Origin of the sequence: Cognatishimia coralii (genome assembly GCF_037478305.1) — a bacterium.
Taxonomy (GTDB): Bacteria; Pseudomonadota; Alphaproteobacteria; order Rhodobacterales; family Rhodobacteraceae; genus Cognatishimia; species Cognatishimia coralii.
Map to the genome: position 1 here is coordinate 119,221 of NZ_JBBGAZ010000004.1, position 21,892 is coordinate 141,112.

21 protein-coding genes are annotated in these 21,892 nt (G+C 57.2%); 6 read left to right on the plus strand and 15 right to left on the minus strand.

What is annotated here, in order from left to right:
- Positions 1-14: 14 nt before the first annotated feature.
- Entirely contained in the window at positions 15-596 is a 582-nt protein-coding gene (locus WG622_RS09415; RefSeq protein WP_339403366.1) for a thymidine kinase, read from the minus strand.
- Between the two features lie 377 nt (positions 597-973).
- On the opposite strand from WG622_RS09415, the gene WG622_RS09420 reads away from it, so the two are divergent.
- Complete coding sequence (locus WG622_RS09420; RefSeq protein ID WP_209357174.1) at positions 974-1,432, plus strand: hypothetical protein; 459 nt, start codon at positions 974-976, stop codon at positions 1,430-1,432.
- 160 nt (positions 1,433-1,592) lie between these two features.
- Here WG622_RS09420 and truA read toward each other — a convergent pair whose 3' ends face one another.
- On the minus strand, positions 1,593-2,375 hold the full coding sequence (gene truA / locus WG622_RS09425) for a tRNA pseudouridine(38-40) synthase TruA (RefSeq protein WP_339403367.1): 783 nt from the start codon (positions 2,373-2,375) through the stop codon (positions 1,593-1,595).
- Between the two features lie 153 nt (positions 2,376-2,528).
- Between truA and WG622_RS09430 the strand changes: the two genes are divergently transcribed.
- From WG622_RS09430 to WG622_RS09450, 5 genes are all read left to right on the plus strand, one after another.
- The gene (locus tag WG622_RS09430; RefSeq protein WP_339403368.1) at positions 2,529-3,944 is read left to right on the plus strand and encodes a YcjX family GTP-binding protein; all 1,416 of its coding nucleotides are present in this window, start codon (positions 2,529-2,531) and stop codon (positions 3,942-3,944) included.
- Positions 3,941-4,372: a GNAT family N-acetyltransferase gene (locus WG622_RS09435; protein WP_339403369.1), complete on the plus strand. Its 432-nt coding sequence runs from the start codon at positions 3,941-3,943 to the stop codon at positions 4,370-4,372. Before WG622_RS09430 ends, WG622_RS09435 begins: the two co-directional genes overlap by 4 nt.
- A complete protein-coding gene (locus tag WG622_RS09440; protein WP_339403370.1) occupies positions 4,373-5,359 on the plus strand; it encodes a YcjF family protein in 987 nt (328 codons plus the stop codon). It abuts the gene before it with no gap.
- Between the two features lie 369 nt (positions 5,360-5,728).
- On the plus strand, positions 5,729-8,665 hold the full coding sequence (gene ileS, locus WG622_RS09445) for an isoleucine--tRNA ligase (protein WP_339403371.1): 2,937 nt from the start codon (positions 5,729-5,731) through the stop codon (positions 8,663-8,665).
- Between the two features lie 80 nt (positions 8,666-8,745).
- Positions 8,746-9,201: a methylated-DNA--[protein]-cysteine S-methyltransferase gene (locus tag WG622_RS09450; RefSeq protein ID WP_339403372.1), complete on the plus strand. Its 456-nt coding sequence runs from the start codon at positions 8,746-8,748 to the stop codon at positions 9,199-9,201.
- Here WG622_RS09450 and WG622_RS09455 read toward each other — a convergent pair.
- From WG622_RS09455 to WG622_RS09515, 13 genes are all read right to left on the minus strand, one after another.
- A complete protein-coding gene (locus WG622_RS09455) occupies positions 9,198-9,890 on the minus strand; it encodes a CDP-alcohol phosphatidyltransferase family protein (RefSeq protein WP_339403373.1) in 693 nt (230 codons plus the stop codon). The two genes, WG622_RS09450 and WG622_RS09455, sit on opposite strands and share 4 nt — an antisense overlap.
- Before the next feature lie 46 nt (positions 9,891-9,936).
- The gene (locus WG622_RS09460; RefSeq protein WP_339403374.1) at positions 9,937-11,256 is read right to left on the minus strand and encodes a DUF8689 domain-containing protein; all 1,320 of its coding nucleotides are present in this window, start codon (positions 11,254-11,256) and stop codon (positions 9,937-9,939) included.
- A 146-nt stretch (positions 11,257-11,402) separates the two neighbouring features.
- Complete coding sequence (locus WG622_RS09465) at positions 11,403-11,888, minus strand: prepilin peptidase (RefSeq protein WP_209357165.1); 486 nt, start codon at positions 11,886-11,888, stop codon at positions 11,403-11,405.
- Positions 11,888-12,736: a tetratricopeptide repeat protein gene (locus WG622_RS09470; RefSeq protein WP_339403375.1), complete on the minus strand. Its 849-nt coding sequence runs from the start codon at positions 12,734-12,736 to the stop codon at positions 11,888-11,890. The genes WG622_RS09465 and WG622_RS09470 overlap by 1 nt, the downstream gene beginning before the upstream one ends.
- A 34-nt stretch (positions 12,737-12,770) precedes the next feature.
- The gene (locus WG622_RS09475) at positions 12,771-13,346 is read right to left on the minus strand and encodes a tetratricopeptide repeat protein (protein WP_339403376.1); all 576 of its coding nucleotides are present in this window, start codon (positions 13,344-13,346) and stop codon (positions 12,771-12,773) included.
- Positions 13,347-13,356: 10 nt separating this feature from the next.
- Complete coding sequence (locus WG622_RS09480) at positions 13,357-14,337, minus strand: type II secretion system F family protein (protein ID WP_209357162.1); 981 nt, start codon at positions 14,335-14,337, stop codon at positions 13,357-13,359.
- A 9-nt stretch (positions 14,338-14,346) separates the two neighbouring features.
- Positions 14,347-15,315, minus strand: a complete 969-nt coding sequence (locus WG622_RS09485; RefSeq protein ID WP_209357161.1) for a type II secretion system F family protein — start codon at positions 15,313-15,315, stop codon at positions 14,347-14,349.
- A gap of 5 nt (positions 15,316-15,320) precedes the next feature.
- Positions 15,321-16,760, minus strand: a complete 1,440-nt coding sequence (locus WG622_RS09490) for a TadA family conjugal transfer-associated ATPase (protein ID WP_339403377.1) — start codon at positions 16,758-16,760, stop codon at positions 15,321-15,323.
- A 12-nt stretch (positions 16,761-16,772) separates the two neighbouring features.
- Positions 16,773-18,083, minus strand: coding sequence for a CpaE/TadZ family protein (locus WG622_RS09495; protein ID WP_339403378.1), 1,311 nt, complete (start codon positions 18,081-18,083; stop codon positions 16,773-16,775).
- 276 nt (positions 18,084-18,359) lie between these two features.
- Positions 18,360-19,004 (minus strand): OmpA family protein, encoded by a 645-nt coding sequence (locus WG622_RS09500; RefSeq protein WP_339403379.1) that lies wholly within the window; start codon positions 19,002-19,004, stop codon positions 18,360-18,362.
- Positions 19,005-19,016: 12 nt separating this feature from the next.
- The gene (locus WG622_RS09505) at positions 19,017-20,417 is read right to left on the minus strand and encodes a type II and III secretion system protein family protein (protein ID WP_339403380.1); all 1,401 of its coding nucleotides are present in this window, start codon (positions 20,415-20,417) and stop codon (positions 19,017-19,019) included.
- A gap of 190 nt (positions 20,418-20,607) precedes the next feature.
- Entirely contained in the window at positions 20,608-21,468 is an 861-nt protein-coding gene (cpaB, locus tag WG622_RS09510; protein WP_209357156.1) for a Flp pilus assembly protein CpaB, read from the minus strand.
- 173 nt (positions 21,469-21,641) lie between these two features.
- A complete protein-coding gene (locus WG622_RS09515; RefSeq protein ID WP_339403381.1) occupies positions 21,642-21,845 on the minus strand; it encodes a Flp family type IVb pilin in 204 nt (67 codons plus the stop codon).
- Between the last annotated feature and the right edge of the window lie 47 nt (positions 21,846-21,892).

A 21,892-nucleotide genomic window follows, 5' to 3' on the forward strand; every position in this document is an offset into this window, starting at 1 on the left:
GAGGGGCAAAGCCCTTAGGTGTCGCCCATTTCTTCGCGCCAATGCCGACGGCACAGCGAAACATAGGTCTCGTTGCCGCCAATTTGCACCTGATCGCCGTCGGTCATGGCTTTGCCATCTGCGCCGCGTCGCACGACCATCGTGGCCTTCTTTCCACAATGGCAGATCGTGCGCACTTCGCGCATTTCATCGGCCAAGGCCAGGAGGGCGGCTGACCCGGGAAACAGCTCTCCTCGGAAATCGACCCGCAGTCCGTAACACATGATCGGCACGCGCAGGTCATCGACGGCTCGGGCGAGTTGCCAGACCTGATCCTTGGTCAGAAACTGCGCCTCATCGATAAAGACGCAGGCCACGTCGCCGTCGCCTAGGCGCGTTTCGATTTTGGCAAACATATCCGTGTCGCCATCAAAAGTATCGGCATCCTCCCCAATCCCAATCCGAGACGCGATCCGCCCTTTGCCTGCTCGATCATCTAAGCGGGCGGTCAGAAGATAGGTCTCCATCCCCCGTTCGCGATAGTTATGCGAGGCCTGCAAGAGCACCGTCGATTTGCCGGCGTTCATGGTCGAATATTGGAAATAAAGCTTTGCCATAGCCCTGCTGATAAGCCCGCCTGACCGCGAAAATCAAGCCAGAATGCGAGCGCCGGGACGGTGGCTGTCACACCGCCCCGACTCTGTCGAGCATCGCACCCGGGCAGGGCGGTGGGGACAGGCCCCTGGGGATGAACACCCCCACCCGGATAAATCGCGCGACAGCCGCGATTCCTTTCGTTGCCCGAGGCGCCTCAAAAGGAATACGCACCTGGACGAAAAGCGTGTCTCGGGGGTCGATTGGGCTGAGCCACCTGCTTTCCGCCGCGTCTGCGATAACCTTAGGATGACAAATCCCTGAAAACCCAATAATGGGAAAAGACATTTCGATTTCCCCTAAGGCAAAGAAGCCGGGGTTTGGGCAGTAAGGGTTCATCATGGCAAGCGTCGGCAGTTATCTGAAGAAACACACGGAGGCCCTCGTCAAAGATGTGGGGATCGAGGCTGCTTGCGATCTGACCGGCAAGTCCAAAGCGACTTTAGGGCGCTACTACAGCGACCACGACGAGCACTCGGATCGCTTTATGCCGGTAGACGCCGTCGCCGCTTTGGAAGAAGCGTCCTCCTACCCTCATGTAACTTCGGCCTTGGCCGAGCTGAAGGGGATTTCGCTCTCATTTGACGAGCGTCGCCGCAATCAGGAAAAATCCGGTGGGGTGAGCACGGATGTGATTGCTTTGAGCCAACGTTTTGCGATGTTGATGGCTGAGTACCATCAATCCATTGAAGACGGGGTGATCACGATCAATGAAGCAAAGCGGCTCTTGAAGGAAACCCTCGCGCTACAGCAGGTTCTGATCGATATGAAGCTGCATTTGGAAGACGAGGCAGGATAAAGTCGGAAGCCCCCGATATATTCAGCCATCGGGGTGCCAGCCTAAATTCTGTGGGTATGACGCACTGACTGCTTCCGTAAGGTAAGCTTTGCACATAAAATGCACCAAGTCATTGCGGGATTCCCCTAGGTATTGGCGATTTATGGTCAGGCTTATTGGCCTACTTGTCCACAAAGTTTCCGAAAGGATCCTTCGGGTAGCCAACGCCTGCCAAATAGAGCCCTTGTGGCGGTGAAACCGGACCGCAGGCGGCCCGATTCTTGGCTTCGAGTGCGGCTTTGACATCGTCCGGTGCCCAAGTCCCAGCACCGACGCGCTCTAATGTGCCGACAAAGCTGCGCACCTGATTGTGCAGGAAAGACCGCGCGCGCACATGAAAATGCGCTTCTGGGCCCCAAGGCATTTCAACCCGTTCAATACGCAACTCGTCCAGCGTTTTCACCGGGCTCGCGGCCTGACAGATCGACGAGCGGAAGGTGGTGAAGTCATGGTGGCCCAAGAGGTGGTTCGCGCCCTCTTGCATGGAGTCAATGTCCAGCGCGTGATTGATTTGCCAGACCAGCCCTGCCTGATGTGTTGCGGGTGCGCGGCGCATGAGGATACGAAACAGGTAACGCCGCTCGACCGCAGAAAACCGCGCGTGCCAGTCGTCGTCCACGATGGCGGCATCGACGATGGAAACGGGGTCGGGCTTCAAATGGTAATTCAATGCCTCCGACAGGCGAAACGGCGTCCAATCCTTCTGCAAATCGCAATGCGCGACCTGAGCCAATCCATGTACACCCGCATCCGTGCGGCCTGCAGCGGCGATGGTATGGGGGCCGGGCTCGAGCTTGGCCAAGGCCGCTTCGATCGCGCCCTGCACCGAAGGCTGATCGGCCTGACGTTGCCACCCTGCAAAGGGCGCGCCGTGATATTCGACTTTAAGAGCGATCCGAACCATGCCTCGCCATAGCCGTCCAAAGGCGTAGCTTCAATCCCACTCAGGGGCCGCGATGGGGAAATTTCTGTGCTTTTCCCGCCGCTCTTTGCGGGCTGCCTATGGAAATGCACATCAGGGCCCCATAGGTTTTCCATAGCAAATGAAAGGGCAGATGTGGTCTTTACAGATCTGGCACATGAGGTCACGCGGCGGGTTGAGGCCGTAGGCGACGGCTTGAACGAGGCTCTATTTGAGCCTGTTATCCGGCTGGGCGTTACTGGGCTTGCGCGGTCGGGCAAGACGGTCTTCATCACGTCTCTGGTCGCGAGTCTCTTGGATCGTGGGCGTATGTCGCAGCTTAAGGCGGCCGCCGACGGGCGCATTGTGGCGGCCTACCTTCAGCCACAACCGGATGTGACGGTGCCGCGGTTTGATTATGAAAACCACTATGCAGCGCTGACCGGGCAGGCTCCGCATTGGCCCGAAAGCACCCGCGCTGTGTCCGAGCTGCGCCTGTCTTTCAAAGTGCAACCCACCGGTCTGCTGTCCGGTTTCCAAAGCCCGCGCACGGTGCATGTTGATATCGTGGATTACCCCGGAGAGTGGCTCTTGGATCTGGCTTTGCTGGATCTGAGCTATGCCGAGTGGTCCGAGCAGGTTCTGTCGCTGATCGCGGATCGCGCTGAGGCCGCGGACTATCTCGCGCAGGTGTCAAAGATTGATGCTGCGCTTGTGCTTGAAGAACCCAAAGCTCAGGCTTTGGCCGCAGGCTTCACGACCTATCTTAACGCTGCGCGCGATGCGGGCTATTATGATTTCACACCGGGGCGGTTTTTGTTGCCAGGGGACCTCGCCGGGTCTCCGGTCCTGACCTTCGCGCCTTTGCCATTGGTTGAAAAAGCCCCACGCCGTGCATTGTGGCGTGAGATGGAGCGTCGGTTTGAGGCCTATAAGGCCAAGGTCGTCAAACCCTTCTTCCGTGATCATTTTGCCCGAATTGATCGGCAGGTGGTTCTGATGGATGCCTTGGGTGCGATCAATCGCGGCCCTCAGGCGGTCGAGGAAATGCGCCGCGCGATGGCAGACATTCTGGCGAGCTTCCGCCCCGGTCGGAACGCTTTTCTCAGTCGGTTGCTGATGGGCAAACGGGTTGAACGCATTCTGTTTGCGGCCACAAAGGCTGATCATTTGCACCATCGCCAGCATGGCCGGTTAACTGCGATCATGGGCGCTTTGACACGCGACGCGCAGGATCGAGCGAAGTTCGCTGGTGCCAAGATTGATGCCATGTCGATTGCGGCGCTGCGGGCCACTGTCGAGGAAACCATGCGCCATGATGGGCGGGATTTGGATTGTGTACGCGGCACATTGCTGGATGGCGGCAAACAGGCGGCCTTTTACCCCGGAGAGTTGCCGGAAGATCCGTCAAAGCTCTTGTCGGCAGCACGCAAGGGCGACAGTGCGTGGCTGGATGGTGATTATGAAATCATGAGCTTTGCGCCCGCAAAATTGTCGTTGAAGCCTGGTTTCGGGCCGCCACATATCAGGCTGGATCAGGCCGCGCAGTTTCTGCTGGGGGACCGGCTATGAGGATCCGTGCGGCAACGCCAAAGGATGCGCGGGCAACCGGCGCGATCCTGACGGAGTTTGTTGAAACGACGCCTTGGATGCCCCGTTTGCACTCGGCCGACGAGGATCGAGGGTTTTGCGCGACGATGATTGAACGCGGTTGGGTTCGGGTGATCGAGGACGGTGGCGTTGTTGGGTTCATCGCGCGCAACGAGGCTGAGGTGAACGCGCTTTACGTGGCGCGGACCTTCCGTGGGCGAGGGGCTGGGGCTGCTTTACTGCGCGACGCGCAGGCCGCGCGGGATGAACTGTCATTGTGGACCTTTCAGGACAACCTCGGCGCGCGCAGGTTCTATGCGGCGCATGGGTTTCACGAGGTCGCAAGGACGGATGGGCAACAAACGGACGAGAAATTGCCGGATGTGCAATTGGAATGGAGAAGGCTCTAAATGGCTGAAAATAAACCTGTTCTGATTGAACTTGACGAAGATGCGCCCCAAGTCGCCGACGCGCCACAGGTGCCTGATGTGATCGACGCTCCTCAGGGTGAGGTTATGCAGAGCGTCGTCAAACTGGCAACCCGCAGACCGTCGCGATTGGCGCGTTGGTTTTGGGGCCTTTTGCTAAGTTTGCTCGTCACAGCGGTATCCCTGACGGCCTATAACGCGGTTTTGGGTCTGATCGCGACGACGCCGATGTTGGGCTATGCGGTCACTGGATTGATCGGCCTGTTTGTTGTGGTCTGCGTTTTGATCGCGGGTAAAGAGCTTTTGGCCTTTGCAAGCCTCGGTCGCGTAGATCGGCTTCATACGCGGGCCGAGGCGGCTTTGACGGAGAACGATCTGGTTGCAGCTAAGACGGTCGCGGATGATCTTGCACGTCTCTACGGGCGGCGCGAAGAAACCGCTTGGGGCCGCGCGCGGATGAAAGAGCGGATAGCAGATAGTTTTGACGCCTCAGCAGTTTTCGCGGTTGTCGATCAGGATGTGATGACGCCGCTGGATAAGGCCGCCCAGCAAGAGATCGAAGCCGCCGCGCGCCAAGTCGCGACGGTTACGGCTCTGGTGCCGTTGGCTTTGGCAGATGTTCTGACCGCTTTGGTCTCGAACCTGCGCATGATCCGGCGGATTGCCGAGATCTATGCGGGGCGGTCTGGCACCTTGGGCAATTGGCGGCTGACCCGAGCCGTGATGACGCATTTGGTAGCGACCGGTGCCGTGGCCGTTGGGGACGACCTGATTGGGTCTGTTGCAGGCGGCTCGATCCTGTCCAAAGTCTCGCGCCGGTTTGGTGAGGGCATCGTGAACGGGGCTTTGACTGCGCGGGTCGGTGTGGCTGCGATGGAGGTCTGTCGGCCATTGCCATTTGAGCAAGGTAAGGGGCCGCGCACGGGGCAAATTGTGAAAAGCGCGCTGGCTGGCCTTTTCAACAAGTAACCCCGCGTGGAACAAGGCCGCAGGCCGCCGCGCCAAAGCTGGCCCGACCCGCAGGGGCAGCTTTTGGGCTGGTCTTGGCGCGGGCCTGCGACGTCGCGCTGGTTTGGCTGGCATAAAGTGGCAATTTGTTCCGTTCCGCCGCTCCCCCTTCGACCCAGCTTTGGCGCGGCGGCGGCTGTGGCCAACAGAACTCGCTTTACCCCCGCGAAAGCCCAGCCTATAAGACCCGCGATGACATATATTCGTGCGATCATTATTCGAATTATATGCCCGGCGCTCTAATCAGCTGAGCCGCCGGGACAAGGCGTATGGACCCCCACGCCGCCCCTCATGAATTCCAAAGATCAGACGACCTAAAGGACGCCCCCAATGTGCGCCGATACACCTGAATACAAAGATACCCTGAGCCTGCCAAAAACCGACTTCCCCATGCGCGCAGGCCTGCCGAAACGTGAACCCCAATGGCTGGACCGCTGGGAAAAGATCGGCGTTTATGACCGCCTGCGCGAGAAAGAAGGCCGTAAGCCGTTTACGCTGCACGATGGCCCTCCATATGCGAACGGGCATCTGCACATCGGCCACGCTCTGAACAAAACCATCAAAGACATGATCGTGCGCTCTCATCAGATGATGGGCTTTGACAGCCGCTATGTGCCTGGCTGGGATTGTCATGGGCTTCCGATTGAATGGAAGATCGAAGAGCAATATCGCAAGAAGGGCAAAAACAAAGACGCCGTCGATGTGGTCGAGTTCCGTCAGGAATGTCGTGCCTTTGCGGACAAATGGGTCGACATCCAGCGCGAGGAATTCAAGCGCATCGGGATCACTGGCAATTGGGCTGATCCTTATCTTACGATGAACTACCATGCCGAGGCGGTCATCGCTGAGGAATTCATGAAGTTCCTTATGAATGGCACGCTTTATCAGGGCTCGAAGCCTGTGATGTGGTCCCCAGTAGAAAAGACCGCGCTGGCGGAAGCAGAGGTCGAGTATCACGACAAGGAAAGCTTCACGATCTGGGTGAAGTTTAAGGTGGCAAAGCCAGCGGATCACAAGTTGGCGGGCGCTCAGGTGGTGATCTGGACCACGACGCCTTGGACGATCCCGTCCAACAAGGCCGTCGTTTATGGGGCTGACATTGCCTATGGCCTTTATGAGGTCACTGGCACGCCAGAGGAATGCTGGGCCAAGGTTGGCGACAAGTATCTGCTGGCTGATAACCTCGCCGCAGACGTGTTTAAACGCGCGCGTCTTGAGGAGGATCAATGGACCCGCGTCGCGGATGTCTCTGCATCTGATCTGGAAGGCATCGGCCTGACGCACCCGCTGAAAGGCGCTGAGGGCAGCAACGGCGAATGGGACGATATCCGCGATTTCCGTGCGGCTGATTTCGTAACCGACACCGAAGGCACAGGGTTCGTTCACTGTGCGCCGTCGCACGGTATGGAGGAATTCGAACTCTACCGTGATCTCGGCATGCTGGAACAGGTCATCACCTACAATGTGATGGATGATGGCTCTTTCCGTGCGGATCTGCCGTTCTTTGGTGGCAAATACATCCTGTCCCGCAAGGGCGGCGAGGGTGATGCCAATAAGGCCGTGATCGACAAACTTGTCGAGGTGGGCGGTTTGCTCGCGCGTGGAAAGATCAAGCACAGCTATCCGCATTCCTGGCGTTCAAAGGCCCCGATCATCTATCGCAACACGCCGCAGTGGTTTGCGTCGGTGGACCGCACCGTGGGCGATGGGCAGGACCAGATGGGCACGTCCATTCGTGAGCGTGCGCTGCGCTCGATTGATGAGCTGGTGAAATGGACGCCGCAAACCGGCCGAAACCGTCTGTACAGCATGATCGAAGCGCGCCCTGACTGGGTTCTGTCCCGTCAACGCGCTTGGGGTGTGCCTCTGACCTGTTTCACCAAAAAGGGCGCTTTGCCGACTGACGCGGACTTCCTGTTGCGCAACGAAGAGGTCAACGCCCGCATCGTGGCCGCCTTCGACGCCGACGGCGCGGATGTTTGGTACACTGAAGGCTTTAAAGTAAAGGTGCTCGAGGGCATCGTAGATCCTGCGGACTATGAGCAGGTCTATGATGTGCTGGACGTGTGGTTTGACTCAGGCTCGACCCACGCTTTCGTGCTGCGTGACCGCGAAGATGGCACTGCGGACGGCATTGCCGATGTCTATATGGAGGGCACCGACCAGCACCGTGGGTGGTTCCATTCATCACTCTTGCAGGCCTGTGGCACCAAGGGCCGCGCGCCTTATCGCAATGTTGTGACCCATGGTTTCACGCTGGATGAGAAGGGCATGAAGATGTCCAAGTCGCTCGGCAATACCATCGTGCCTGAGGAAGTCATCAAGCAATATGGCGCGGATATCCTGCGGCTTTGGGTGGCGCAGACCGACTACACCGCTGACCAGCGTATCGGTCCTGAGATCCTGAAGGGCGTGGCCGATGGGTATCGCCGCCTGCGCAACACCATGCGCTATATGCTGGGCGCGCTGGGCAATTTCACCGAGGCAGATCGGGTGGATCCGAGCGAGATGCCAGAGCTGGAACGCTGGGTGCTGCATCGCCTTGCAGAGCTGGATGTGAAAGTCCGTGATGGCTATCAGGCCTTTGATTTCCAAGGGGTTTATTCCGCGATCTTCAATTTCGCGACCGTGGATCTCTCGGCCTTTTACTTCGATATCCGTAAGGATGCGCTCTATTGTGACGGCAACACCTTGCGTCGTCGTTCCGCGCGGACCGTCATGGATATTCTGTTTGAGCGCCTGACTACCTGGCTCGCACCGATCCTGGTGTTCACCATGGAAGAGGTTTGGCTTGAGCGCTTCCCGGACGAGGGCAGCTCGATCCACCTGGTGGATATGCCGGAAACGCCAGAGGCGTGGCTGGATGCAGATCTGGCTGCGAAATGGGCCAAGGTTCGGGCAGCACGTCGCGTTGTGACAGCGGCTCTGGAAGTCGAGCGGACAAACAAAGTCATCGGCTCTTCGCTTGAAGCGGCGCCTGAGGTCTTTGTTGCGGATGCAGACTTGGCGGCTTTGCTGACCTCGGTAGAGTTCGAGGACATCTGCATCACCTCTGCGATCTCAGTGACCGAGGGCGCAGGACCAGAAGGCGCGTTCACGCTTCCAGAAGTGGACGGTGTGGCCGTTGTCTTTTCCAAAGCTGAGGGCAACAAATGCCAGCGTTCCTGGAAGATCCTGCCTGAGGTCGGCACCGACGCGGATTTCCCAGACGTGACCCTCCGCGATGCGGATGCACTGCGTGAATTGCGGGCGGCTGGCCTGTTCTAAGAGTTACGCGCGGCCCGCCCCCACAAGGGAGCCGGGCCGCGCGGGTTGCCTTTCAGGCAACCGTTTGAAACAGTTCCCCCATGGCGGTTCAATGTTTTGACAGCCCGGTTGGGCGTCTTTCCATCACAGAAGAAAATGGTGAGATCACGCGGCTTGATTGGGGCGGGGAGCCTCAAGGCAATTCGGACGTGCTGGACGAAGCCGTCGCGCAACTGGCTGCCTATTTTGCCGGAGAGCGCACTGCCTTCGACCTGCCTTTGCGTGTCCATGGCAGCGATTTTCAACGCGCTGTCTGTGATGAGATGCTCAAGATCCCTTTCGGAGACACCGTCACCTATGGCGATATCGCCAAAGCTCTTGGTGTTTCCGCCCAGCCCGTTGGCGGCGCTTGCGGTGGCAATCCGATCCCGATCATCATTCCCTGCCATCGCGTCATGGGGGCAGGCGGCAAGCTGACCGGTTTTTCCGGAGCAGGGGGTGTCGAAACCAAGGTAGCCCTTTTGCGCCATGAAGGCGCGGCGGGGCTGTTGATCTAGGCGCGCTCTGGGATGATCTGCTGTACGATGCCGACGAGCGTCAGATAAACGGAAGTCACGATCAATCCCCAATGCGCCCAGCTTTCCGGGTGGAAATCGACCCAAGCGGCCCAGCCCGCAAAGACCGTCCATGCCAGCGCCATCGGCAGAGACACCACGCGCCAACGGGCGGTACGTACCGGGTGGATAAAGCGCAGAGGTAGGAACATCGCGAGGGCCAAAAGGCTGACCAAGGCCAGAGATACCCAGAAATTCGGCTCGATGGCAAAGATAACGATGACCAGCATGTTCCAGCATCCGGGGAAGCCCGAGAAGGAATTGTCCTTTGTTTTCATGCGTGTATCTGCGAAATACAGAGCGCTGGCGAAGGTGATCACGATGATCGCAAACCATCCGGTCCAACCCGCCATCAGCCCCGACTTAAACAGCGCAAAGGCCGGAATAAACACATAGGTCAGATAGTCGATGATGAGGTCCAAGAGAACGCCGTCAAACTCGGCGGCATTCTTTTTGACGTCATATTTCCGCGCCAAAGGCCCGTCGATCCCGTCCACCGCAAAGGCTACGACGAGCCATAGGAACATAAGGCTCCATTTTGCGTCTACAGCGGCCAGCATCGCAAGCATTGCGAAAACAGCACCTGACGCGGTGAGCAAATGGACGGAGAGGGCTTTGATGCGGGGTGTCATGAAAGTGTCATGACCGAAATGCGCCTTTAGCGCAATGGAGGATCCCTTACTTTGTGATTTCCTCGTCTTTCACAAACATATTCGCCCAGGCGCGGTCGATGAGGTCGGGCGACATCTGACGCGGCATCGCCTCGAAGTCGCAGATCGAGATCATCTGGTCGATCAGGAAGCCCGGCTGATAGTTCGCATAGACGTTGTTGATCTCCGGGTAGCGGACTTTCATCAAATGCACGAGCGCCTGTTCATCAAGCTGCAGGCCTTTCGCGCGGGCCACGAGGCCAAAGATCTTGAGGAAGTCTTCCTGGCTCGGCCCATCGACTTTGATCTTGAAAAAGATCCGGCGCAGAGCGGCTTGGTCAAAGATCTCGTTGGGGTGGAAGTTGGTTGAGAAGATCACCAGCGTGTCAAACGGGGTCTCGAATTTCTCACCAGATTGCAGTGCGAGGATATCGCGGCCTTCTTCGAGTGGGACAATCCAGCGGTTGATCAGGGCTTGAGGTGGCTCTTGCTGACGGCCCAGGTCGTCGACGATGAAGACACCGCCTGCGGCCTTAAGTTGCAGTGGCGCCTGATAAGTGCGGGCCACAGGGTTATAAACCAGATCCAACATATCCAGTGTCAGTTCGCCTCCGGTCACAACCGTCGGACGCTCACAACGCACATAGCGCGTGTCAAATTCGCGGCGCAGACGCAGGGCGAACCGGTCTTCGCCTTCTCCTTCGCTTTCGGCTTTGGAGTGCACGATGGGGTCATAAACGGTGATGACTTGGCCTGCGTATTCCACAGCGCGTGGCACAAAGATCTTGTCGCCCAAAGAGTCGCGGATCCCGTTAGAGATCGAGGATTTACCGTTCCCCGGAGGGCCATACATCAGGATCGAGCGCCCGGCAGAGACCGCAGGTCCAAGGTGATCCAGCAGATTATCTGGCAGAACCAGATGCCCCATGGCGTCAGTCAATTGCGTGCGCGTGACCTGAATATTGCGGATGGACTGGCGTTTCACCTGCTCGGCGTAGATGTCCAGCGGCACGGGCATCGCGCCGTAGTATTCTGACTGCGCCAAAGCATCCTGCGCACGGGCGCCGCCTTCGTCAGTGAGCTGATAGCCCATTTCATTGGCGTTATTGGCGTTGAGCGTGCCGGTGGCTTCAAGGAACTTTTGACCTCGGGCCAGATCGATGAGCTCTTGTGTGACGGCAACGGGCAGGCAAATCGCGGCGGCCACTTCGCTGACCAGCGTCACGTTTTTGCGGAACATGGTCTTGATCAGAATATCGCGCATCATGACGATAGGCAGTTGCATGTCCTCCATGCGTTTGGGTGCCGGAGGGGGCGTCACTGTCGTGTCGTTGAGTTGGATATTCATATTGAGGCCTCAGATAGTCTTGGCCCTAAGGTGAATAAGACCCGTGGCGAAAATGAGGCGCTTGGGTGTCAACTTTAATGACGTGATAGACGGTCGGACCCTGCGAAACTGGCTGCGACTCTAGAAAATATGTTTTTTTTAACGCCTTAAAGGAATGGTGTCGCCAGATAGACCACCAAAGTAGGCCCCAGAGCCAAACCCATAGGGAAGTCTTTTTTCATGGTCCAGCTGTCCCAGTCCGGGAACATCCGACGAATGGCAGTGTGCTTGGCGACGCGATGTGCGAGCCATGCGGCCAGAAGAGCTGTGGCAAAGATCAGGGCGATCTGGGAGAGGTCTGCGAGCGCCACGAAAGGCGCGGCTGCGGCGACAAATTTCGCGTCTCCGGCCCCGACGAGGCCGCCTGCATTCAAGCCCATACCGATAAGCAGCGCGACTACGAGGTGCACATAGCGCCAAAGGTAAACATCAAAGGGAAGCGCCACGAGGCCGACAATCGCAAACACCGCGAAGAGGGCTACCACAGACGGGTTCGGAATGCGCATGGACTTCATGTCCATATAGGCGACATAGATGCAGATCGGGGTGACAAAGGGCAGAAACCAGCTGGCTGCCCAAGGTGTGAGCTCCATCAGGTGCTTTCCAGCGCACGCAAAGAGCGGACTGCGGCCTCAAAGTGCTGCGGATGCGTGTCGATGGCTTCGCGCAGCAGCGCTTTGCCGGTTTGCACATCCCCCTGTTTGATCGCCGACAGGGCCAGGGTGTGCAAAAGCTGCGCTTTTTCAGTCTGTTCCAATGGGATCACAGGCAGGGTGTAGTTGCGCTGTGCGCCGCGCGCCAGAACGAGGTTGTTCTTGGCTGTAAACAGGCTGTCGTCGTTGCGCAGGGAATCCATGAACAGACGTTCGGCGGCGGTGAAATCGCCACGGCTGAGTTTGGAATAGCCCCAGTTGTTCAGGACACCCGCAGGACGGGTCGTCAGGCCAACGGCGATCTCATAGAAGCTATCGGCCTTGTCCCACTCCTGATTGCTGTCAGCAACAATGGCTTCAAGGCGATAGCGCTTAAAGCTTTCATGCGTCGGAGGCACGCTATCCAGCACCTTGTCAGCCTCATCCCAACGCCCGGCGCGGATCAGCGCGTCAGCCAGATCAACCTGATCATCAAGAGTCGCCTCAGGTAGTTTCACCACGCGCTTCCACGCGGCCACGGCCTCTTCGCTGCGCTTTGCGCGGACCAGAGAGATCGCCCAGCCGCGTTGGAAATCAATGCGTTTGGGATCTTCGGCGGCTTTCTTCGAGAAATAGGCCACTGACTCTGCCGGATCGGCCATTGTCAGCATGATGTCGTTCATATTGGCTTCGTCGACGGCGTTGATGGCCTCAACCGCGCGTTCCACTTCGGCTTCGGTCGCCTTTTGACATCCCGCCAACGCGAGAGTCGCACTTAGCCCAAGGCCGATAAGGGTCAATTGGCGCATTTTCTGCGTCCTTTACTGCTCTTGCCCTGTCCAATTATGGCGCGCCGGTCAGCAGGTAGCCCCCATTGCCCAAACGCACCAGTTTGAACTCTTGATCTAATTGTTCGCCATCATATGCCGAATTTTCTAATTTTGCGAGCGCTAAGCGTAAATTGTCCCGAACTGAGTCACTTTGGCCATTGTCCATGGCATAGGCCTTGCGGAAAATCTGCGCAGCTTCGGCGGTTTCGCCGCGTTCCATGAGGACGACGCCAAGGTTGTTCCAGATTTCCGGGCGGGTTTCGTCGGCCTCAATCGCCTGGCGCAGTTGCGTTTCGGCTTGACCCAGACGGCCCAATCCAATGTTGGCGGTGGCCAGAGACGCAAGCACCTCGGCGGTAAATCCCTGTTGCCCCGCCGCGCGGGTATAGGATTTCAACGCCAGCTCATATTCGCGGGCTTCCATCAGGCGATGGCCGACGAGCAAAGGATCCACGGCCTCGGCGCGCGTGTCGATATCAGGCGCAAAAGGGCTGTCCTTGGATGCGCCAAGGCCGCCCGTGTCGCAGGCGGCCAAAGTCAGGATGAAAAGGAGAGGGGCCAGAGAACCTGTCCCCAAATGCCGTGTCATAAAGTGCCCGTTACCCGCCGAAGTTCATAATATTCGCGATCGACGGCGCGACCAGAATGATCAAGAGCGGCGGCACCGTCAGCATCATTGTGGCAAGGGTCATCTTGGTTGGCAACTTGTTTGCGGCTTCTTCGGCGCGCATCACGCGTTTGTCACGCATCTCGCCTGAGTAAACCCGCAGGGCTTCGGAAATTGGCGTACCGAAGGATTGAGATTGGTTCATCACGGTCACAAAGCTTGAGACATCAGGCACGCCGCAGCGCTCACCCATATCTGTCAGCACCTGAGATTTGTCCTTACCGGCCTTCATCTCATGGGCAACGATTTCATATTCGTCAGCCAAAGACGGGTAAGAAGCACGCAGTTCAGCGGCGACGCGGATGATGGCCTGATCCATGGACTGACCCGCTTCGACGCAGACAAGCATCATGTCCAGACTGTCAGGAAAGCCATAGGTGATCTCTTCTTTGCGGGCTTCAACGCGGCGGGTGATCCAGTATTTCGGCAGGAAATATCCCGCGGCACCAGGGCCAAGCACATACATAATGGTCTGTTGCGTGGTGGCGGTTTCAGTGTCCAGAGCGGTCACGAAATAGGCCACGCCCAAAATCAAACCAATGATGCCAAGCGCCAATTGCGCAAGGTAGAAGGCGCGCACTGCGTCCTGCGACTGATACCCGGCCTGAATAAGTTTCAGGCGTACAGAAGAGAGTTCTTCTTGGTCTTTGGGTTCCAGAAAGGCTTTGTATTTCGCAAGCTTCTCGTTCGGAGACGCGCGGCGCAGCTTTTCCTTCTTTGTCTCAGGCTTTTTCACGACCGCGCCTTCACGACCGGCGTTGGCCAGTTTGGTCATCGGATCGTCGCGCTCTTTGAGCATCAAGACGATGGCAACCGCGATAATGCCAAGGCCAAGCACACCGACGGCGATGATCGGGCCAAAGGGGCCGAGGGCGCCGGTGAGGATGGTGGTCAAAGTGTCAAAAATCGGCATGGTCCACTCCTACACTTTGATGTTCGTGAGAATGCGCATCACGAAGAGGTTCGCGGCCAGGAACATGCCCACGGCGATACAACCCATGATGAACAGTGGATGATCGCGCACGCCGTCATAATAGTTCGGGTCGCTGACGTTGATGAAAATCAAAGCGGCGACAGGGAAGCCTGACAGGAACTTGCCCGACCATTGCGCCTCGGCGGTGATGGCTTTCACGCGGCGGAACAGGCGGAAACGAGCGCGGATCACGCGGGACAGACCTGCGAGGATCTCGGCGAGGTTACCACCGGATTGCTGTTGGATCGCCACGGCTACGGCCAGAAAGCGCATGTCTTGCATGTCCAGACGTTCGGCCATTTCCTTCAGGGCCTCGGCCACATCGCGGCCATAGGCGCTTTCGTCAGCAATCATGCCAAACTCTGTGGCCAGCGGATCTGGTAGTTCCTTGGCAACGATTTGAATGGCAGAAGAAAACGGGTGACCAACTTTCAGGCTGCGCACCATCAGTTCAATCGCGTCGGGCAGTTGCTCTTCGATCAAAGCCATACGTTTGTTGGCTTTCATGCTGACCCAAGTATAAACGCCACCCACGCCAACGGCGGCGGCAATCACTGCGTTGACCATCGGGCCGGTATTGGTCGCGATAGTCATGGCCATAAAGGCCATGCCGGCCAAAACACCCATGATCATCATCAGTTGTTGCGGGGAAAATGCGATCGCTGCGCGCTGAGCCTTTGAGGCCAGCAGGGAATAGAGCGGAATGCCTCCGGTCTTTGCGTGGGCTGCCATTTCCTTGCGGAGTTGTTCCAGAACGTCTTGGCGTTTCTGGCCCTTTTCCATCATGTCCAGACGGCGGCTGACACGGTTGTTCAGGCTGATCGATTTGCCAAAAACGGTCAGATAGGCGCCTTCGACCAGAACGACGACACCAACAAAAATCAAACCATAGATTAAGAGTTCTGGGCTAATTGGCATCTGACTTACCCCGTAACCGGTTCATAGATATGGGCGGGCAGGTCATAGCCCCACATGCGGAAGCGTTCCGAGAAGTGGCTGCGAACGCCGGTGGCCGTGAAGTGGCCGATGATCTTGTTTTCCGGAGTCAGGCCAGTGCGTTGAAACTTAAAGACTTCTTGCATCGAGATAACATCGCCTTCCATGCCCGTGATCTCAGTGATCGAGGTCATGCGGCGGGTGCCGTCCTGCAAGCGGCTGGCCTGAACGATCAGGTTCACCGCCGAAGAGATCTGAGAGCGTACGGCTTTGATCGGCATCTCGATGCCGGCCATCGCGATCATGTTTTCCAAACGGCTCACACCATCGCGCGCAGAGTTTGCGTGGATCGTGGTCATGGATCCATCGTGGCCTGTGTTCATGGCTTGCAACATGTCGATAACTTCTTCGCCGCGGGTCTCGCCGACGATGATCCGGTCAGGGCGCATCCGCAGCGCGTTTTTCAGACAGTCGCGGGGGGAAACCTCGCCTTTGCCTTCCACATTCGGTGGGCGGCTTTCCATGCGACCCACGTGAGTCTGTTGCAGCTGAAGTTCGGCTGTGTCCTCGATGGTGAGGATCCGCTCTGCGTTGTCGATGAACGAGCTCAGTGCGTTGAGCGTGGTGGTTTTACCAGAACCGGTACCACCAGACACGATCACATTCAGACGAGTCGCAACGGCGGCTTGCAGATAGGCGGCCATTTCCTCGGAAAAGGCACCAAAACCCACGAGATCGTCGATGCCCAGCTTGTCCTTTTTGAACTTACGAATGGACACCAGCGAGCCATCCACTGCAATCGGCGGCACCATGGCGTTAAAGCGGCTGCCATCCGCGAGACGGGCGTCCACATAGGGGTTGGATTCATCCACACGACGTCCCACGGCCGAAACGATCTTGTCGATGATCCGCAAGAGGTGCTTTTCGTCTTTAAAGGTGATGTCTGTCAGCTCAAGCTTACCGGAGCGTTCCACAAAGATCTGTTGTGGGCCATTCACCAGAATATCGTTGACGCTTTCGTCTTGCAAAAGCGTTTCCAGTGGTCCGAGGCCTGTGACTTCGTTGTAAAGTTCCTGAAACAGTTGATTGCGTTCCTGGCGGTTCAGGACAATTGCTTTATCTTCAAGGACTTCGGTCGAGATTGCACCGATTTCGGTGCGCAGCTCGTTTTCCGATGCTTTTTCCAAAGCAGCAAGGTTCAGGTTGTCCAGAAGCTCTCGGTGCAGGTCGAGTTTGATTTCCTGCAGCCGTTCCTTGCGCTTACGGTCCTTGTCAGACGCCTGTGCCTGCGCGCGGGCCATCGGCATTGGCTTGCGCAGGGTTGCATCAACCGGCGCTGCCTCTGCTGCCTTTGGCGCAGGGGCTGCGGCCTTGGGAGTCGCATTGACCGGCTGGGCCTTGGTATCTTTTTTATAGCGGCTGAACATGCTCTTTATCCTCTACCCAACTCGCGCTGATTTTTCTTCGAGCTCGACAAGGCTCTTTGCGAGTTTTGCGATTTCCCGACGAAGCGGGTTTTTGGACGCTGAAAGCGCCAGTGGCTGTCCGTGGTCTCCGGACGCCGGAATAGCTTTGCCGCCGTCTGGCAACTGAATTTCGATCGAGATGCCGAGGCTTTCCGACATGCGCTTGACGCGGGATTTGCCAGCAAGATCGGTGAATTTCGGGGCGCGGTTCAGGACATAACGCAGTTTTTCAAAAGGCATGTCCTCGGCCTGAAGGGCGCGTTTCATGCGCATGGTGTTTTGGGCCGAGCGCATATCGATATCCGTCAGTGCGAAATAAACATGGGCGGCCTGCAGAACAACTTCGGTCCATTGCACGATGGTGGTTGGCATATCGACCACGACGAAATCAAAGTGGCGGCAGGCCATGTCCAGTACGCGCTGCACATCGTCATTGGTGATCAGATCCAGCGGCACCATATCAGTCGGCGAGGTCAGAACGTTCAGAGCGTCCTCGTATTTTTGCAAGGCTTGACCGAAGCTCTCACTGTCCATGCTTTCGGTGTCCGTCAACAGTTCCAGCACCGCGTCACGGCGAGGCAGGTCGAGGTAGGTTGAGACCGAGCCGAATTGCAGATCGAAATCAATGAGGCAGACAGAAGGGCTGTCTTTCTTGGAAACGGTGGCCATTTCCCAAGCCAGATTCGTGGCCAGAGTCGACGCCCCAACGCCACCGGCAAGACCGTGGGTGGCGATCAAGACACCATGCGCTTCGGGTGCGTCTTTTTTCAGGTTGACTGATTGGCCTTGTTCCGCTGCGGGTTCCGGATCAGGCACTGCCGCGAGTGTTGGCGCTTGCTCTTCGGGCTGCGCGGGTACCACTTCGACTTCCTCTTCGGCATGACGGAGAGTCTCTACGATCTCCATCAGCTCTCCCGAGGGCGGGGGATAGGGGATAAATTCGTCTGCACCCATGCGCAAAAGCTGGTGGAGCAGGGCGGGTGTGACGTCTTCGGCGATCAAAAGCGTGCGAATGCCGCGTTTCTTGGCCTCAATGACCACGCGCTTCAGCAAATCCGGCTCGTCTTCGTCCAGATCATCGATCGCGAGGGCGATAAATTCGAGATGTTGGGCTTCGGCCTGGTCAAAGAAGGTCAGCGCATCGGAAAAGCCCAGGTCGCCCCATTGGTCGCCCATGACTTCTTCCATATCCACGATGAGCAAGTCAAAATTCTGCACATCCCGACAGACCGTACAGGCCAGGATCGGGCGCGGATCAGTTTCGACTTTCAAACCACTCTTCATTGCCTATTCCTTAGATGCAGACGCTGCCTGTCGTTGTTTGTTTGGCGTTGCCTGTGTCTGACTCGTGCAGACATGGTCATCCTTCAGGATGTTTTTGACGTCGAACTGGGGCGGAAGTTGGGCAAAAAGATCGAATAAATGCGGTAATATCTGCGGTATTTCGTGATTGTTTCGCCTTTGGGTTGTGCGCCGTAGACCTGTGTTTACCAATGAAAAGACCCGCCAAAAGGCGGGTCCAGTTCAATTTTGCGACTTATGCCGTCGCTTGAAAACGGTTTACTTATTGGTGGACGGTACAGCACCTGTCGGCAGAGGCACCGCGCTTGCGACATACTCGCGATAGATAATGGCCGCGTATTTTCCGTCCAGCACATTGGGATGGCCGGCAACAAAGCCCGAGACCTCGGTGACAGTACGGCGATTCTTGCGCTCGCGGTCAGGGGTCGCGATGACTGGTTGGGTTTCACCAAAGGAGACCAGAGCCTCTAGGCGATCACGCGAAATGCCCTGGCTGGCAAAATAATTTACCACTGCATTGGCGCGGCGTTTTCCGAGACGTTTGTTGTAGCTTTCCGAGCCAACTGCATCGGTGTGACCATAGACGTTGAAGCGCACTTCTGGGAATTGTTTGATCCAATCCGCCTGTTGGCGCAACGTGGCGCGTGCCTCTGCATCCAGAACCGCCGAATTGAAGGCGAAGGTCACGGTGCTATCGACCTCAGCGGCAAAACGGTTGCCCAGATCGATCGCGTAGGCCTTGTCGCCATTGTGGATGGCTGTGTTATGCGCCGTCGCGGCTCCGAACTGCCCGGTGCGGTCCAGTTCCGCGCCGACTTCTCCGAACCAGTTTTTATAAGTGTCCTGAGGTGTCGAGCAGGCTGTGATCAAAACCAGAGCGGGGAGAGTGATCAGATGTTTCATGTCCACGCCCCCTTAGTCCAGCACGTAGCCATAAGATCCGCCAAAGTCTTGCTTGGCAACCTCGGCAGCCGCGCCTTTCGGCTTTTTGCTGCGCCCAACTACACGGCCATGTAGGAAAAGATCCTGCTCTGACGGGGGCTTAACGTTATCCGTTGGCAATGCGATGGCTTCACCTATGGTTGGCGTCACCAGATGCGCGGTGACGATGATCACGAGTTCGGACTGGTTGCGCTGGAAGGATGCGCTGCGGAACAGAGACCCCAGGATCGGAATGTCGCCCAGCCATGGCAACTGGCTGGTTGCGTCCTGGAAGTCCTCACGCAGAAGGCCTGCGATGGCAAAACTCTCACCGTCGCGCATTTCTACTGTGGTTGAGGCCTTGCGTGTGCTGATGGCCTGAATTGTGATCGTACCGTTGGTGAAACCATTTGTGGAATCAAGTGCGGACACTTCGGTGTTCAGTTCCAGATTGATCAAATCGCCATCGACAACACGCGGTACGAACTGAAGGCTCACACCGAAGGGTTTGAATTCGACCGAAATCGTTCCATTGTCCTGAGACACCGGGATCGGATATTCGCCACCGGCATGGAATGTCGCTTGCTGACCGGACAGTGCGCTGAGGTTTGGCTCGGCCAGAGTGCGGACCATTCCGCGTTCTTCGAGTGCCTCCAGCAAGATGCCAAGCTGCACATTGCCCACGCCAAATTCAAAGGCGATGCCGCCAGCCACACCATCTGTGATCGCAAGAGGTTGGCCAAGAGCGTTGTCGCCCGCAAGCCAGGTGCCGCTTTCGCCGCGCACAGAGTTTCCGCCCACTGCAACCGAGGAAGAAAGTGATTTAGAAACAGAGCGTTGCATCTCTGCGAAGCGCACTTTCAGCATCACTTGCTGCACGCCGCCAACTGTCATCAGGTTGCTGACCCGCTCTGGCGCGTAGCGTTCGGCCAGATCAAGTGCACGCTGCAGTTTTTGCGCGCTGGATGCCGTTCCCGACAGCACAATGCCATCATTTGCAGTTCGCACGTCGATCTTTTCATTTGGAAGGATCTGACGCAGACGTTCTTTGAATTCCGAGATGTCCGCAGCCACGCGCACATCCACATTGGTGATCAACCGACCGCTGGCATCCAGCAGGGTCAAGGTTGTCGTGCCCGGTGCCTTGCCCAGCACATAGATCGTGCGGTCCGACAGGGTCGAGATATCAGCAATCGTCGGATTGGCGATGGAAAGTTCTGCAAAAGGGGTGTCGCTTTCTACGACCACGGCGCGGTTCATTGGAACGCTTAGAAGGGACCCCGTTCCATTACGCATCACGCGCAGGGTTTCTGCCGCACTAAATGTGCTCAGAAGGGGTGTACACGCCAGCGTCGCTCCGACGAGCGCCGCTTTCAGGATATTTCTATATGTCATGTGACCTGCCTCTCGATCACGCCTCTGTTGCGGGTCTTTGCGCCCACGATTGGCAACACCATGCGCTAATTTCACTTTTTTTGCAAGAATCAATGACTTCTCCTGCGTTTTGAATGTGTGAAATCGGTGGGATGTGCCTCAAATGCAAAGGGCGCCCGTGGTTGGCGCCCCGCTAATTGTTTGAAATGACTCAGTTTGAGCAGGGAATAGCGATCTCGACCACCTCGGCGCCGCGACGAGTGCGGATGGTGCAGACTTTCTCTTCCTCGACCACTTCGGCCACTTGTTCTTCTTCCTGGATTCCCAAGAGTGATTTCTGATCCACCTCGATGGTTTGCGCGATTGTGTCGTCCGCCGCGCCCACGAGGGAGAGGGACAAACGGCCGGAGTTCTGGGCTTGAGCGAGTGCTGCGACTTGAGCAGGGCTCACAGCAACAGTGACGGTGCGCGCAATCGTACCTTCAACAGCGTCAACGTCAGAGTTCTGATCAATCGCGATCAGATCTACGCCGGCTTGGATCAGCTTGGTGATGTCACGGTTGCCTCCTTCGCGGACCGCGCGGACAGAGCCTGTCCAGTACACGTCTACACGGTCACCCGGGCGCAGGAAGCCAGACACGCCACTGGCCACATCCACTCGGATCGCAAAAGCGCGCATGCCTTTGGACAGGCGTGTGGTCAAGCCAGCGCCTTCGCCGGGTTCAGAGATCTTGATGGCCATGATTGGCTCACCTGGTTCCATCGGACGCAGAACGTGCCGGGCGTCGGAATTATTGTTGGGGAAAAGCTCTTCGCTGGAATTGAACACACCAGCGGGCATGGAATTTTTCGGCCATTTGATCAGAACGACGTTTTCTGGATCGAGTTTTTCGCCATATTTCATGGTGGCTTTGGCAACCATGATGTCGACGGTTTCGATCGCAGGCTTAGCGGCTTGGCGTTCCTGAGCCAAAGCCCGTTGATAGCCTTCGATATAGTTTTGCGCCATGTAGACGGCGAAACCGGCAAGGCCGACACCGACAAGCAAAACGACTGCAAAAATACCACGCATGGGGTCCCTCATTTCTAGTGCCGCAGAGGCATTCGCAAACAAGGTGCCTGAAGAATGTGGCGAAATAACGGAAAGGGGGGGCTGGTTTTAAGGCCATTTGGCCGAATGAAATGCGCTATAGAACGCCAAAATCTGGCGCAGATCGGCCAGATTGAAAAGGTTTCATAATCTGTCTATTCGCTTGGCGTTGCGACTGTTGTCGTTGCGTCCCATGCTTGTACGGTCGCGCCGATGTCAGCTGCCAGTTGGTTGGTTTCGGTTTCCACAATCGTGCCCGCCGAAATCGCCAGCCCGACAAGGCCAGCTGTCAAAACGACCCATTCCACGGTAATTGCACCGGAGTCGTCCCGAAAGAAATGCTCGAAAAACTTTGCCATTTGGACCTCCCTCGTCAGAAGGTTTAATAGTTACGCGGAGAATTCTT